The organism is Phaeobacter gallaeciensis DSM 26640 (assembly GCF_000511385.1).
Lineage (GTDB): Bacteria > Pseudomonadota > Alphaproteobacteria > Rhodobacterales > Rhodobacteraceae > Phaeobacter > Phaeobacter gallaeciensis.
Map to the genome: position 1 here is coordinate 2,707,811 of NC_023137.1, position 15,203 is coordinate 2,723,013.

The 15,203-nt window shown below is 61.2% G+C and carries 13 protein-coding genes; 5 read left to right on the forward strand and 8 right to left on the reverse strand.

The window, feature by feature from the left end; translation table 11 throughout:
• Positions 1–495 carry a tripartite tricarboxylate transporter TctB family protein gene (locus GAL_RS13175; RefSeq protein ID WP_024098063.1) on the reverse strand — a complete coding sequence of 165 codons (495 nt, stop codon included), beginning with the start codon at positions 493–495 and terminating at the stop codon, positions 1–3.
• A gap of 148 nt (positions 496–643) precedes the next feature.
• Positions 644–1,624 carry a tripartite tricarboxylate transporter substrate binding protein gene (locus GAL_RS13180; RefSeq protein WP_024098064.1) on the reverse strand — a complete coding sequence of 327 codons (981 nt, stop codon included), beginning with the start codon at positions 1,622–1,624 and terminating at the stop codon, positions 644–646.
• Between the two features lie 129 nt (positions 1,625–1,753).
• On the opposite strand from GAL_RS13180, the gene GAL_RS13185 reads away from it, so the two are divergent.
• From GAL_RS13185 to GAL_RS13195, 3 genes are read left to right on the forward strand one after another with little or no spacing between them, the layout of a single operon-like run.
• Positions 1,754–2,419: a response regulator transcription factor gene (locus tag GAL_RS13185; RefSeq protein ID WP_024098065.1), complete on the forward strand. Its 666-nt coding sequence runs from the start codon at positions 1,754–1,756 to the stop codon at positions 2,417–2,419.
• Complete coding sequence (locus GAL_RS13190) at positions 2,416–3,831, forward strand: sensor histidine kinase (RefSeq protein ID WP_024098066.1); 1,416 nt, start codon at positions 2,416–2,418, stop codon at positions 3,829–3,831. Before GAL_RS13185 ends, GAL_RS13190 begins: the two co-directional genes overlap by 4 nt.
• On the forward strand, positions 3,801–4,880 hold the full coding sequence (locus tag GAL_RS13195) for an ABC transporter substrate-binding protein (protein ID WP_024098067.1): 1,080 nt from the start codon (positions 3,801–3,803) through the stop codon (positions 4,878–4,880). Before GAL_RS13190 ends, GAL_RS13195 begins: the two co-directional genes overlap by 31 nt.
• 9 nt (positions 4,881–4,889) lie before the next feature.
• Here GAL_RS13195 and GAL_RS13200 read toward each other — a convergent pair whose 3' ends face one another.
• The 5 genes from GAL_RS13200 to GAL_RS13220 form a co-directional block, all read right to left on the reverse strand.
• Positions 4,890–5,981, reverse strand: coding sequence for an ABC transporter ATP-binding protein (locus GAL_RS13200; protein ID WP_024098068.1), 1,092 nt, complete (start codon positions 5,979–5,981; stop codon positions 4,890–4,892).
• A 31-nt stretch (positions 5,982–6,012) separates the two neighbouring features.
• On the reverse strand, positions 6,013–7,671 hold the full coding sequence (locus tag GAL_RS13205) for an alpha-amylase family glycosyl hydrolase (RefSeq protein WP_024098069.1): 1,659 nt from the start codon (positions 7,669–7,671) through the stop codon (positions 6,013–6,015).
• Positions 7,672–7,735: 64 nt separating this feature from the next.
• Positions 7,736–8,884 carry a carbohydrate ABC transporter permease gene (locus GAL_RS13210; protein WP_024098070.1) on the reverse strand — a complete coding sequence of 383 codons (1,149 nt, stop codon included), beginning with the start codon at positions 8,882–8,884 and terminating at the stop codon, positions 7,736–7,738.
• Positions 8,885–8,894: 10 nt separating this feature from the next.
• Positions 8,895–9,902: a carbohydrate ABC transporter permease gene (locus GAL_RS13215; protein ID WP_024098071.1), complete on the reverse strand. Its 1,008-nt coding sequence runs from the start codon at positions 9,900–9,902 to the stop codon at positions 8,895–8,897.
• Between the two features lie 144 nt (positions 9,903–10,046).
• A complete protein-coding gene (locus tag GAL_RS13220; protein WP_024098072.1) occupies positions 10,047–11,399 on the reverse strand; it encodes an ABC transporter substrate-binding protein in 1,353 nt (450 codons plus the stop codon).
• A 248-nt stretch (positions 11,400–11,647) separates the two neighbouring features.
• Between GAL_RS13220 and GAL_RS13225 the strand changes: the two genes are divergently transcribed.
• Together GAL_RS13225 and GAL_RS13230 are read left to right on the forward strand one after the other, a co-directional pair.
• Complete coding sequence (locus tag GAL_RS13225; RefSeq protein ID WP_024098073.1) at positions 11,648–12,679, forward strand: LacI family DNA-binding transcriptional regulator; 1,032 nt, start codon at positions 11,648–11,650, stop codon at positions 12,677–12,679.
• Positions 12,680–12,705: 26 nt separating this feature from the next.
• Complete coding sequence (locus tag GAL_RS13230; protein WP_024098074.1) at positions 12,706–14,037, forward strand: GH1 family beta-glucosidase; 1,332 nt, start codon at positions 12,706–12,708, stop codon at positions 14,035–14,037.
• Between the two features lie 10 nt (positions 14,038–14,047).
• On the opposite strand, the gene argE is transcribed toward GAL_RS13230, so the two are convergent.
• The gene (gene argE / locus GAL_RS13235; RefSeq protein ID WP_024098075.1) at positions 14,048–15,202 is read right to left on the reverse strand and encodes an acetylornithine deacetylase; all 1,155 of its coding nucleotides are present in this window, start codon (positions 15,200–15,202) and stop codon (positions 14,048–14,050) included.
• Position 15,203 lies beyond the last annotated feature (1 nt).

Here is a 15,203-nt window from a genome sequence, read left to right on the forward strand (position 1 = left end):
TCAGCCCCCATGTCCCAGGAAAAAGGGCAGCGGGCGCAGGTAGATACCCAGCACCTGCTGCACCAGATACCAGACCACACCCGCCGCGATGACCGCGATGGGGATCAGGATATGCAGCTTGCGCTCGCCCAGGATCATGGCGCTGATCACCAGAAACGCGACGGTGGAGATCAGAAAACCAACCGGACGCAACGCCAGCGCGTAAACCACCATCATCGCCAGAAGCGACAGCGCTTGCGCCAGTTTATAGTCCAGCAGGCGGCGGTAATCGATGTCACCTGCCTTTGGACCTGTATCCGCCTTCTGCGGTGATAGCAGGATGATCAGCGCGCAGATCACCGCCATCACCGACAATCCCTTGGGGAAGGTGCTGGGCCAGATGGCGTTGAATTTCATGAACGGCGGCAAGCCTTCGTCCATGGTGAAAAAGGCCGTGTAGCCATAGGCGAGGCTGATCATCAGAATGACCAGCGCGATCCATCGGTCGAGCGCCATCGGGCTCTCCCCCCTTTGATGAGATATATCGAGCGTGAAACCGGATGGCGGCGCGGCCTCCTCCTAAAGATGCGCGCCGCCGGTTTCTGGTGTCAGAGGTCGGGCGCCCGGCACAACTCGGACCGGACGCCTGTCTGCTCTGCCAGACTTAGAGGAAGCCGAGTTCCTGCATCAGGCTTTTGATGACCTCTTCCTGACCTTCGAGGAATGTCACGAAGTCATCGCCGCTGTTGTGGATGTTCACCCACCCGTTGCGGGCGCGAACCTCTTCCCATTCGGGGGTGTCATACATCTTGGCCAGGGCCGCACGATAGGCTTCGACCTTCTCCTCCGGCAGACCGGGGGCGCCAAAGAAGCCGCGCCAGTTGACGAAAGTGGCATCAATCCCTTGTTCTTTCATCGTCGGTGCATCGGCATAAGCGGGCACGCGGTCCTCGGCGGTGACGCCGATGATCTTCACCTCGCCTGCGTTGGCCAGATCAATCGCCTCGGAGAAGCCGGTGGAGAGTGCGGCGATTTCACCTGAGAGGAGTGCCGCCATGGCCACACCGCCTGCATCATAGGGGATGTATTTCACCGCTGTCGGCTCTTCGCCTGCGGCTTTCATCACCATGGCAGCAACGAGGTGATCCATGCCGCCGGGGACCGAACCACCGCCGATGGCGGTCTTGCGCGGATCGGCCTGATAGGCGGCGATCAGATCGGACATGGAGTTGATCTGGCTGTCCTTGCCCACAACGATGGCCGCGTAATCGCCAATGGTGCCTGCGACCATGGTGAGGTCCCGGAAGTTATGCGGGAAGACACCGGTGAGCGAACGGATCACAATCGGGGTGGAGTTCACCATCAGGGTGCCGTGGTTGCTCTCGGCGTTCTCAATCAGATAGCCGATCGCCTTGCCGCCGCCACCGCCGGACATGTTTTCAAAGGACGCGTTGCCGACAAGGCCCGCCTTGGTCAGCGCCTCACCAGTGCCACGCGCGGTGCCGTCCCAGCCGCCGCCTGCGCCGCCGGGGATCAGAAAGTGGATGCTGTCCACCATCTCATCCGCAGAAACCGGCGCAGCAAAGGCCAGCGTCGTTGCGGCGGTCACGGCCATCAGGGCGCGCCGGGTCAAAGTCATTTTCATCTGTTGTCCTCCCATTTGACAAATGGCGGCTTGGCCGCTCATGACTGGAAGGGAACACGTTAAGCTGACACAAACCTGTCACACCGCAATCTGCCGCCACCTGCCCTGCCCCTCCCACGGATAGAACCGATGCGTTTCCTGCTGGTCGAAGACAATCTGAGCCTCGCTGCCGCCATTGAAGACCGGTTGCAGATGGATGGCCATGTGGTGGATCATGCCCCGGATCTGGCCGTGGCAGATGAATATGCCGCGACGGCGGATTACGATTTGATTTTACTGGATATTATGCTGCCAGACGGGGATGGTCGAAGCTTTCTTAAGTCCCATCGCAGCCGCGAGGGCACAACACCGGTGATCGTCCTGACCGCGCGGTCCGAAGTTTCTGACCGGGTTGGTGTGCTGGATCTGGGCGCGGATGATTACATCACCAAACCCTTTGACTTTTCCGAACTGGAAGCGCGCTGTCGCGCCGTGTTGCGGCGCCATGGTGGCGGCAGTTCCAACCAGAAACGATTCGGGGCGCTGGTGTTTGATCCCTTAGCTGGCACGCTGATGGTGGGCGACAAGACCGTTTCCCTGCGCAACAAAGAGTTGCGATTGCTGGAGGTTTTCGTCAATGCGCCGGACAGGATCTTTTCCAAATCGAAACTGGTGGACCGGCTGTTTTCCTATGACGAAGACGTCTCGGAAAACGCGATTGAGGTTTATGTGGGACGGCTGCGCAAACATCTGGCGGGATCTGATGTGGAGATCACGACGGTGCGCGGGCTTGGCTATCGGATGTCGCTTGCATGAGCCGCGCGCTGCCGACCAGCGGATCCATCCGGCGGCGGCTGACGTTGCAGCTGGTGGGCAGTGCCGCTTTTCTCGCCTCCTTGTTGTTCTTCATCGTGCTGGTCTTCACACGGGATGTGTCGCAGCGCACCCATGACAGTATACTGCAGGCCTCGGCCACGTCGATTATGGACTCGGTGTCTGTACGGTCGGGCGACGTGACGGTCGATATCCCCTATTCGGCGCTGTCGATGCTGGGCAATGTCAGCGATGATCGGGTGTTTTACCGGGTCGCGCAAAATGACCGTATGCTCACTGGCTACGGCGACCTGCCGCTGCCTGATCTGCTGCCCCAACGAGGGCAGCCGCGATTTGATACTGCGCCCTACAAAGGCGATAGCATCCGCATGGTGACCCTGGCGCGTCGGGTGTCGCTGAACGGTCAGGTCTCCGATGTGGTGATTTCCGTGGCGCAGACCCGTGAAGGACAGGCCGCGCAATTGGCGGAGCTGACGCGCACCGCGCTACAGCTTGGCCTGGGTTTCTTCATGATCGCGGCGTTTTTGGCGATCTGGGCAGCACAGTCCAGTATTCGACCGCTGGCCGAACTGGCCGAAGCGGTGTCGCGCCGTGGACCGAAGGATCTGCGCCCGGTGCACCGACCGGTACCGTCGGAGATGATCCCGCTGGTCACATCCTTGAACCGGTTTATTGAGCGGCTGCGGATTTCCCTCTCTCGGTCAGAGGATTTCATCGCAGAAGCCGCGCACCGGGTGCGCACGCCGCTGGCCACGGTGCGCACGCAGGCCGAGATCACGCTGAGACGGGTCGAGCGGGACGAAAACCGCGCCTCGCTACGTGAGATGATCCGCGCCATTGATGAGAGCTCCCGCGCGGCGGGGCAGCTGCTGGATCATGCGATGGTGACCTTTCGCACCGACAGCCTCTTGCGCGAAGAGGTGGATCTGGGGGCCCTATCGCGCGATCTGCTGAACCGGCTCCGCCCCATTGCGGAACTGAAAGACATTGCGCTCCATTCCGACCTGCCGCAAACGCCGCCACTGTCCGGCGATCCAATCCTCATCCAGAACGCGGTGCGCAACCTGTTGGACAATGCGATCAAATATGCGCCTTCCGAGAGCGATATTCAGGTCATTCTGCGCAGGGAGGGGGCAGAGCTGCGGCTCAGCATCATTGATGAGGCGGGCGGGTTTCCCAGCGGCGATACCGATGCGCTGACGGCACGGTTTGCGCGGGGCAGCAATGCCGAGGGGACGATTGGGTCGGGCCTTGGCCTCACCATTGCGCGCGAGGTGGCGGAGGCCCATGGCGGCCGGTTGACGATTGCATCCAGCCAAGCCACCAATGGCCCCCCTGCCGCATCTCCAAGGCGGGAGGGATCATGCGTTTCCTTGTGTTTTCCAGTGTCATGACAGGCCTGATCCGCGCAGTCTGGCTGGTGGTTTTGACTTTGGCTCTGCCAGCGTTCTCCGCACAAGCGTTTGAGGTGGAGGATCAACGCCGGTTCGGCCCCGCCGCCGGTGAGGCGAGTGCGGATGTGTTGCGGGTTCTGTCCACCACGGACACCGATCTGCTGGCCCCACTGGTTAAGAGTTTTCTGCGTACCCGTCCGACGGTGGTGGTAGACTACGTCACAGTCAGCAGTTCAGAGCTTATGCGGGCAGTGGTCGAAGAAGATGCGGGGTTCGACCTCGCCGTATCCTCGGCACTGGATTTGCAGACCAAGCTTGCCAATGACGGGTACACCCGCGCGCATTCCCCCGCTGGGCGGCTGCGGATCCCGGATTGGGCGGTCTGGCGCGATCATGTCTTTGCTTTCTCGCAGGAGCCCGCGTCGATCGTGTTGTCGCCTGCCGCCTTTGACGGGCTGGAGATGCCGCGCAGCCGTCAGGCGCTGATGTCGCTCCTGCGCCGCTACCCCAACCGGTTTCGGGGTCGCATTGGCACCTATGATGTCGAGAAAAGCGGGCTTGGCTATTTGTTTGCCACGCAGGATCTGCGCACCTCGGAAAGCTTCTGGCGAATGATGGAGATTTTCGGCAGCCTTGATTTGCGGCTCTATTGCTGCTCCGGCGAGATGATCGAGGCGGTGGCGCGCGGGGAGCTGGCCATCGCCTATAATGTGCTCGGCAGCTATGCGCGTGCGCGGGACGATCTGGCGGAGCGGATCGAGATCGTCGATCCGCAGGACTATACCAATATGATGCTGCGCACGGCTGTCGTGCTGAGAGGGGCCGAGCGGCCCGATTTGGCGGGGGCGTTCATCGACCACCTGTTGCGCGCCGCCTGGGGCAATGGGCGCGATCCGGACTATCCTTTCCCGCGGTACGCCACCGCCGAGACCACCCCCACCGCCGCCTTGCGCCCGATCCAGATGGGACCGGGGCTCTTGGTGTTTCTGGACCGGTTGAAACGGGCGCGGTTCCTTGAGGAATGGCGCAGCACCGTCCTGCAGAAGTAGCGCGAGCACTTAACGATAGAGCAGCGACTGGCCGTTGTGAAAGAGATGCAGCTTTGCCGGGTCGGCATAGAGCCGCACAGAGGAGCCGCGCAGCCCCTTGTGAATGCCGGGGAGTTTGGCAATCAGCGGGTCCTTGCCCTCTCCCGCAGCGATGTAGAGCACGGTGACCTCGCCCAGGGCCTCCACGATATCAACGCGGCTGTCGATCAGCGCGCCGCCAGTGCCCTCCTCAACCAGATCCTCGGGCCGGACGCCGACGTTGACGGCCAGTCCCTGATCCTCCTCCGTAGTGGGGATATCAGCCGCGACCTCCTCCCCAGTGGTGAGCCGCACCGTGGTGCGCGGCCCCGTGGCGATCACTGTTCCGGGAATGAGGTTCATGGCAGGCGAGCCGATGAACTGGGCCACGAACTCATTCTCGGGCCGCTCATACAGCTCAAGCGGAGTGCCGACCTGCGCGATGCCCTTGTTGGCAAGGACCACAATGCGGCTTGCCAGCGTCATCGCCTCCACCTGATCATGGGTCACATAGATCATGGTGCTGTCGGGCATCGCCTCTTTCAGCTGGGCAATTTCGATCCGGGTAGCGACCCGCAGCGCCGCGTCCAGATTTGAGAGCGGCTCGTCAAAAAGATAGACCTTCGGATCGCGCACGATGGAGCGGCCGATGGCGACCCGCTGCCGCTGCCCGCCCGACAGCGCCTTGGGCAGGCGATCAAGATAGGGTTCCAGCTGGAGGATCTTGGCCGCACGGTCGATGGCGGCGTCGATCTCGTCCTTGCTTTTCTTCGCGATCTTCAGCGCAAAGGCCATGTTGTCGCGCACCGTCATATGCGGATAAAGCGCGTAGGACTGGAACACCATCGCAATGCCCCGCTGGGCGGGCGGGATGTCATTCATCACCGCATCGTCGATTTCCAGCGTGCCACCGCTGATCCGCTCCAGCCCCGCGATCATCCGCAGCAAGGTGGATTTGCCGCAGCCGGAGGGACCAACGAAGACGATCAGCTCGCCTTGCTTGATATCGAGATTGATATCTCTCAGGACCTCGACACCGCCCCCGTAGGTTTTGGCCACATTGGTCAATTTCAGGTTTGCCATCTACTGGTCCCTCCCTTGCTCGTCGTTTCTGTCAGACCCGCACCGCGAGGCAGGCCTGCCAAGGTGCCAGTGCAACCTGCCTGCCGCCGTCTGGCAGATCAGCCAGCGCGATGTCGGTCTCAGGCTTGCGCCACATGCCTTCCGGCAAGGAAATCTCTGCCGGGGTGTCCCCCAGATTGAAGGCGCAAAAGATCACCTCGGCGCGGTCCTGACGGGTGAAGAAGGCGACATTGCCCTCTGCCCGCAGCTGATCATGGGTGCCCACTGCCAATGCGGGATGCGTCTTGCGCAGGGCAATGGCGCGGCGGTAGTGGTGCAACATCGCCTCTGGGTCGGCCTCCTGACTGGCCACGCTCAGGTTCAGATGTTCGGGCGAGACGGGCAGCCATGGCTTGCCTTCGCTGAAGCCACCCTCGCCATTCGACGGCTCCCAGACCATGGGCGTACGGCAGCCGTCACGGCCCTTGAACTCCGGCCAGAACTCAATGCCATAAGGGTCCTGAAGGTCTTCAAAGGCGATGTCTGCCTCCGGCAGGCCCAGCTCCTCGCCCTGATAGATGCAGGCGGTGCCACGCAGGCACATCATCATAGTGGTGAACAGACGTTGTGCCGCCGGGTTGAGGCCCCAGCGGCTGCTGTGGCGGATCACATCATGATTGGAAAACGCCCAGCACGCCCAACCATTTGCGGCAACACGATCTACCTCGGCAAAGACCTCGGCCAGACGGGAGGCGGTCAGCACATCCTTGGCCAGAAGTTCGAAGGCATAGCACATGTGAACACCGGTGTTGGCCGCCGTGTAGCTGCCCATGATCTCAAGCCCGCGCTGCGCGTCGCCCACCTCGCCCACGGCGGCCTTGGCGGGGTATTCATCCAGCAGCGCACGAAAGCGGCCAAGGAAGGCCAGGTTTTCCGGCTGGTTCTTGGAGTAGAGATGTTCCTGGTGATTATAGGGGTTCACCGAGGGGGCGATGGTGGCGTTGCGTTGCTCCGGCGGCAGGGCCGGGTTCGAGCGCAGCTCTGCATCGTGGAAATAGAAATTGATCGTATCAAGGCGGAAGCCATCAACGCCGCGCTCCAACCAGAAGCGGGTCACATCCAGCAGCGCGTCCTGTACCGCAGGGCAGTGAAAATTCAGATCCGGCTGCGAGACAAGGAAGTTGTGCAGATAATACTGCTCACGCCGTGGATCCCACTGCCAGGCGGAACCGCCAAAGATTGACAGCCAGTTGTTCGGCGGCGTGCCATCGGGTTGCGGATCGGCCCAGACGTACCAATCGGCGCGGTCATTGTCGCGGTTCTGACGGCTTTCGCCGAACCATGCGTGCTGGTCGGAGGTATGCGACAGCACCAGATCAATCATCACACGCAGGCCCAAACGGTGGGCAGCGGCGACCAGTTGGTCAAAGTCGGACAGGCTGCCAAACATCGGATCAACATCGCAATAATCCGAGACGTCATAGCCAAAATCCTTCATCGGGGAGGTGAAGAATGGCGAAATCCAGATCGCATCCACCCCAAGCGCGGCAATATACGGCAGGCGCTGGGTGATGCCCCGAAGGTCGCCAATGCCGTCGCCGTTGCTGTCCTGATAGCTGCGCGGATAGATCTGGTAGATCACCGCACCGCGCCACCAATCGGGGTCAGCGGCGAGAACCTGGGCCGGGTCGAGTTGAGCTTGAGCGTTCATGTCAGCTGTTTCCATAGTCTTAGAGTAAGGGGCAGTGCCGGTCTGATCCGGCCTGCGGATCAGGTCACTTGACCGAGCCTGCAAGGAGGCCACGGACGAGGTATTTCTGCATCGCGAAAAAGACGGCGAGCGGCACCGCAATCGAGACGAAGGCGGAGGTTGCGAGGATTTCCCAATTGCCGCCACGGGTGCCCAGCAGCTCAACAATCTGCTTGGTCATCACCGTGGTTTCTCCGGTCGCGTCGATCAGGAACACCATCGCCACCAGAAGGTCGTTCCAGGTCCACAGGAACTGGAAGATCGCAAAGGAGGCCAGTGCCGGGAAGGAGAGCGGCAGGATGATGCGGACAAAGATCATGAAATCCGTAGCGCCATCCACGCGGGCGTTTTCGATGATGTCGCGCGGAATGCCGACCATGTAGTTGCGCAGGAGGTAAATCGCGAGCGGCAGGCCAAAGCCCGTGTGTGCCATCCAGACGCCGATGTAGCCCTTGCCGATGCCAATCTCATTGTGGAACTTCAGCAGCGGGATCAGCGCCAATTGCAAGGGTACCACCAACAGGCCGACAATCGCCGCCACCAGAAGGGCGCGGCCCGGAAACTCCATCCACGCAAGCGCATAGGCGGCAAAGGCCGCGACGAGGATCGGGATGATGGTGGCCGGGATGGTGACGGTCAGCGTGTTGAAAAACGCCTTTGCCATATTGTCTGTCGCATTGCCGGACACCAGCACGGTCTCATAATTTTCCAGCGTGAATTCCGGTGGCACGGTTGCCGTGACGAACACGCGGGGGCCGCGTTTGCCACTGATTTCCTCGGTGCTTTCAAGCCGGTAGGCGCCATCTTCGGTGACTGTCAGGGTGCCACCACGGCGCAGCTCTGCCGTTTCACCGGGCTGGTAAGCGGCGGGTTCGCGTGCCGAGGTGCCCCAGGCGGAGATCTCGCTCTCGGTGCCTTCGGCAAAGAGACGCCCCTCGATCACATAGAGATCGCCCTCCTGCACCTGTGCGCTCGGCGGATCGGTGCGCAGGGTCAGGTTCTGCTCACTCGGGAACATCGCGCGCCACCAGCCGCTGGTTGCGATCTGGTCAGAGGTGCGGAAGGAGGACACCAACAGACCCAGCGTCGGGAACAGCCACAGCCCCACCAACAGCACCACAGACAGGCGCAAGGCCCAGATCAGCGCAGGTTTTTCTCCGGCAATCATATTCATCGCGGTCTCCTCAGCGCATTTCGCGGCGGGCGTTGTAGACGTTCCAGACCAGGATCGGCAGCACCAGCAGCATGATGACCATGGCGCTGGCAGAGCCGACGCCCCAGTCATTGGCACGGAACAGTTTGTCGTACATGTAATTGGCCAGAACCTGCGTCTCCCACTGGCCGTTGGTCATGGCAAAGACGATGTCAAAGACCTTCAGAACGACGATGGTGATGGTGGTCCAGACCACAACGATGGTGTCCATGATCTGTGGCACTTTGATCTTGAAGAAGATCTGAAACGGTCCGGCCCCATCCACGATGGCCGCCTCCACGGTTTCTTCGGGAATGCCGCGCAGGGCTGCCGACAGGATCACCATGGCAAAACCTGTCTGGATCCAGATCAGCACCATCATCAGAAAGAAGCTGTTCCAGAACGGGATTGTCAGCCACTGCATTGGTGCGTCGCCGCCGAGGTAGATGTAGACCGCATTCAAGACGCCGATCTGGTCGGTGCCTTCGGGGCGGGCGTCATAGACCAGTTTCCAGATCACCGCGGCGCCAACAAAGGAAATCGCCATCGGCATGAAGATCAGAGATTTTGCGATATTGCCCCAGACCAGCCGGTCCGTCAGCTGCGCCGCCAGCAAGCCAAAGGCGGTTGAGGCCGCAGGCACAACGAGGAGCCACAGGAAGTTGTTCTGAAGCGCCTCCCAGAATTTGGCCTCTGCCAGCATCTGCTGGTAGTTGGCAAGGCCAACAAATTCCGACCCGCCCCCGGGCACACGTTCGGTCACCGACAGGCGCAGGGTTTCGACCACCGGATAGGCCAGGTAAAGCCCCAACGCGAGCAATGCGGGCAAGAGGAACAGCCAGGGCCGGATCATATTGGCGCGGCGGATGTTGCGGGCAATATGCACGCCCCGCGCTGGAAAGATCACCCGGTCCAGCACCAGATTGGAAAAGTAGAAATAGCCGACACATCCCCCGACGCCAAAGGCGATGGTCAAGAGGCCCTGAATGGCTGGATGCATGGGATATCTCCCTTTTGGGGTGCGTTGTGGATAGCGGACCCTGATCAGGCGGGCGCACCACGGTCCAACGCGGGCGCACTGATCACGGGGAAGGACAATGGAAAAGGCCGGGCCGACGCGCCGGGGGTCGGCCCTAGAGCGATCTTACTTCAGAGCATCCCAGGAGGACTGGATCTCGGCTGCGACCTCTTCCGCGGGGGTGCCGCCGGCATAGCCGACCATACCGGTCCAGAAGGAGCCCGCACCGACACCACCCGGCATCAAATCTGATGCATCAAAGCGGAAGGTATCGGCAGACAGGAGAATCTCCCCCATCTTCTTCAGCGTATCGGTGGCATAGACATCGGTGTTCACGCCCTTATGCGGGGTCAGGAAGCCCTGCTGCGCCATCCAGACCTCATGTCCGATGGGGGATTTCAGGAACTCCATCAGCGCGCGTGCGCCTTTGCTGTCATTGGTGATCGACCACAGGGTACCTGCGCCGAGAACCGGGCTGCCCAGATCCTTTTCCGCATAGGCCGGGAAGTAGAAGAAATCTGCATCCAGCCCCACTTCTGTCCCCTCCGGGAAGAAGGCCGGGATGAACGACGCCTGACGATGCATCAGACACTGCGGCGGGCTGGCGAACAGGCCTTTGGGGCTATCGCGGAAGTCGGTGGAGGCCACCGCCCCTGCACCGCCGGAGACGTAATCGTCATTGCGGGCGAAATATCCGAATTCCTCGATGGCATTCACAACACGCGGATCGGTGAAAGGAATTTCATTCGATACCCACTGGTCATAAACGCCCGGATCCTGCGTGCGCAGCATCATGTCCTCAACCCAGTCGGTTGCAGGCCAGCCAGTGGCACCACCAGATCCCAGACCGATGCACCAAGGCGTGTTGCCATCGGCGACCATCTGATCGGTCAGCGTCTTCAGCTCCTCCATCGACTGGGGAATGTCGTATCCGAAATCTTCAAAGGTTTCAGGTACGTACCAGACAAGAGACTTCACATCGACCTTGTAGAACAGGCCAAAGACATCGTCATTGCCGTCCGGCCCCGTGAAGGTACTGAGATCAACCCAGGAATCGCCGGCGGCATAGTTTTCACGGACCCAGTCTGCGGTCTCGCTGCCCAGGGGCGCGATGAATCCGCGCGCGGCCATGTCGGACACAAGTCCCGGCTGTGGGAAAACGGCGACGTTGGGCGCGGAGCCTGCCTCCGCATCGACCACGATCTGCTGTTCAAAACTGTCCGAGCCAGTGTAACGCACGTCCGCACCGGTAGCTTCAGCGAAATACGCGAGCACCTTTTCGACGACCTCCTGATCCGGGCCAAGCCATGGGCCAAAGACTGTGACCTGCTCCCCCGACAGATCGGTTGCCTTCAGCGCCTCGAAGCTCTCCCAGTTAAACTCTCCCTCGCCGACCGGAAAGGTCAGCGCGCCTTCGGCCTGCGCAAGACCAGCAGACAGAGCCAGGACGCCGGCTGCCGCCAAAAGACTGCGTTTCATAATATCTCCTCCCGAGTGTTCAACGCGCCCGCCGCTTGCCACGACTTCAAAGTTTTCAAAGCGCTTTGGATTTCAGCAAAATCCCGGATTCGGATGCAACTGTCAACAATTTCCCGTCATGTTGCCAAACAACTATAAAAAACATAGGGCTTGTCAGCCTATCCCCTGCCCTGCCATAACTGCGCAGATGGCCCGTGATTGCTCTGGTCGCAGACATTGGAATCAAAGCGCTTTGGAGTTTTCCGCGAATGAACCTGAAGGAATTGGCCGCATATCTGAACCTGTCGCAGACGACAGTGAGCCGTGCGCTCAACGGCTTTCCCGAGGTGAGCGAGGCGACCCGAAAACGCGTGGCAGCCGCGGCCGAGCAACATAACTACCGCCCCAACACGCGCGCCAAAGCACTGGCCACAGGGCGCGCGATGGCGATTGGTCACGTGATCCCTCTGTCGTCGCAGCATGAGATGGTGAACCCGATTTTTGGCGACTTCATTGCGGGTGCTGGCGAGAGCTACGCCGCGGCTGGCTATGACATGGTGTTGTCACTGGTTGAGGATAAGAAACAGGAGAAAGCCTATCGCGAGATGGCCTCCAAGCGGAATGTTGACGGCATTGTCCTCCATGCGCCGCGCATGTCGGATCCCCGGATCGGATTGTTGCGTGAAATCGGCCTGCCCTTTGCCGTGCATGGCCGCGCCTCTGACCTTGCAGGAGAGTACTGCTGGCTCGATGTGAACAACAAAAGCGCCTTTGACCGGGCGACACGGTTTCTCATCGACCTAGGACACCGGCGGATCTGCCTTGTGAACGGATTAGAGAGCATGGATTTCGCCTGGCGCCGTCGGGCGGGCTATGAATACGCGCTAAAGGCGGCAGGCCTGCCGCTGGATCCCGCGCTGATGTATGCGGAGGAAATGACCGAGAGCTACGGGTATCGCACCGTTGCGAAAACCCAGGCGATGGCGGATCCGCCCACCGCCTATCTGGTGTCGTCGATCATCCCCGCCATGGGGGTGCGCCGCGCGATCGAGGATTCAGGTCGCCAGATGGGGCGCGATATCTCGGTGATCACCCATGACGATGATCTGTCCTATCTGCGCAACGGCGATGAGGTGCCGCAATTCACCGCCACCGTCTCCTCCGTACAGGAGGCAGGCCGCCAACTGGCCAATCTGCTGTTGGACCAGATCCGCAACCCCGGTCAGCCGCTTCCGACCCGTCTGCTTGAAGCGCAGCTGACCGTTGGCGGCTCCACTGGTCCTGCACCCTCTCCTCGCTGATTGATCCCCCCACAGGAGCCCTGCCTATGTTCCGCAACAGCCGTGCTGATTTCCCCAAAGGCTTCCTCTTTGGCACCGCCACCTCTGCCTATCAGATCGAAGGTCACGGATTTGGCGGCGCGGGGGCCACCCATTGGGACAGTTTCGCCGCAACGCCGGGCAATGTGGTGCGCGCCGAACATGGCCAGTGGGCCTGCGACCACTATCATCGCTACGCCGAAGATCTTGATCTGGCGGCGGCAGCCGGGTTTGACTGCTACCGGTTTTCGACCAGCTGGGCGCGGGTCCTGCCAGAGGGGCGCGGCGCGCCGAACCCTGAGGGGCTGGATTTCTATGACCGGCTGACGGATGAGATGCTGGAGCGCGGGTTGAAGCCCTGCGTCACGCTGTATCACTGGGAACTGCCACAGGCGCTGGCGGATCTGGGCGGCTGGCGCAACGGCGATATCGCCAAATGGTTTGGCGATTATGCCGAGGTTATCATGCGCCGGATCGGTGACCGGATGTATTCCGCTGCCCCGATCAATGAGCCGTGGTGCGTGGGCTGGCTGTCGCATTTTCTTGGCCATCACGCGCCGGGTCTGAGGGATATCCGCGCCACCGCACGGGCCATGCACCATGTGATGCTGGCCCATGGCACCGCCATTCAGGTGATGCGCGCCCTTGGCATGGGCAATCTGGGCGGTGTGTTCAATCTGGAATGGGCCACGCCCGTTGATGACAGCGCAGCCGCGCAACAGGCCGCCGCGCGCTATGATGCGATCTACAACGGCTTTTTCCTTGGTGGGGCCTTTCACGGGCGTTACCCGGATCTGGCGCTGGAAGGGCTGGAGCCGCATCTGCCGCAGGGCTGGCAGGATGATTTTGCCACCATCACCGCGCCCGTCGACTGGTGCGGGATCAACTATTACACCCGCAAGCGGATTGCGCCCGACAGTGGCCCCTGGCCGCACTATGCCGAAGTGGACGGTCCGCTGCCGAAGACACAGATGGGCTGGGAGATCTATCCGCAGGGGCTTTATGATTTTCTGACGCGGACCGCGCGCGACTATACCCGTGATCTGCCGCTGGTCGTGACGGAAAACGGCATGGCCAATGCGGATGTGGTGACGGATGGCACAGTGCAAGACAGCGCCCGCATTGCATTTGTGGACGACCATCTGGACGCCCTACGCCGCGCCATTGCTGACGGGGTGCCGGTGCAGGGCTACTTCCTGTGGTCGCTCTTGGACAACTACGAATGGGCGCTTGGCTATGAGAAACGCTTTGGACTGGTGCATGTGGATTTCGACACGCTGAAACGCACGCCCAAGGCGTCGTACCATGCGCTGCAATCTGCACTATCGGACGCGCTTTAAAGGGCTGGCATCACTCCGCCAGCCGCCCTGCCAATCGTTGCAGCATCGTCAGACCTTGCGACAGCTGATCCAGCGACAGGTATTCATCTGCCTTATGTGCCTGCGCGATGGAGCCGGGGCCGCAGACAACCACATCCATGCCAAGCTCCTGAAACAGCCCTGCCTCGGTGCCAAAAGGCACCAGCTCTGCGGCGTTGCTGCCCAGCAGCTCCGCCATGAGTTCGCGCGCCTCGTTTTGGGTGGTGGGGATGAGCCCGGCCACCTCGCCCACCACCTCGGTCTCGATGCTGGCCTCCGGGTAGATCGCCTGCATCGCGGGCAAGAGCGTGTCGCGGCAATAGCGCGCCATCGTGTCCTTCACATGATCCGCATCCGAGGGCTGCACCGGCCGCATTTCCCAATCCACCTGCGCCTTTGACGCGATGACGTTATGGGCGCTGCCGCCGTTGAGGGCGCCAATGTTCAGCGTTGTCCAGGGTGGATCAAAGCGGCTGTCCGGTGGGGTACGCTGTTGCAGGTCGCCACGCAGATCCAGCAGACGGCTCACATAACGGGCGGCATATTCCACCGCATTGACGCCCCGGCCCGGATCGGAGCCGTGCCCCTCAAGCCCTTGAAACCTTGTGCTGTATTCGTGGCAACCTTTGTGCCCTTCGACAACGCGCATGCTGGTGGGTTCGCCGATGAGCGCCAGTCGTGGTTTCAACCCGCGCTCGCGCAGGGCCTGCACCAGATGACCGGCACCAATGCAGCCTACCTCCTCATCATAGGTGAAGGCGAAATGGATGGGGCGGGGGCTGATCTGCGCGGCGAACTCTGGCGCCATGGCAAGTGTCGCGGCAATAAACCCCTTCATGTCGCAGGTGCCCCGCCCATAGAGCCGCCCGTCCCGCTCCACCATTGCAAAAGGATCGCTGCTCCAGTCCTGATCGGTCACCGGCACCACATCGCTGTGGCCCGACAGCACGATCCCACCATCGGTTTCAGGGCCAAGCGTGGCAAAGAGATTTGCCTTCTGCCCGCTGGCATCAAACATCACATCCACCCGTGCGCCGCAATCCTCTAGCCGATTGGCCAGATAGGCAATCATCTCCAGATTGCTGTCGGCTGAGGCCGTGGGGAAAGCGATGAGATCGGAGAGGATCCGGGTGGTGTGCTCTATCACC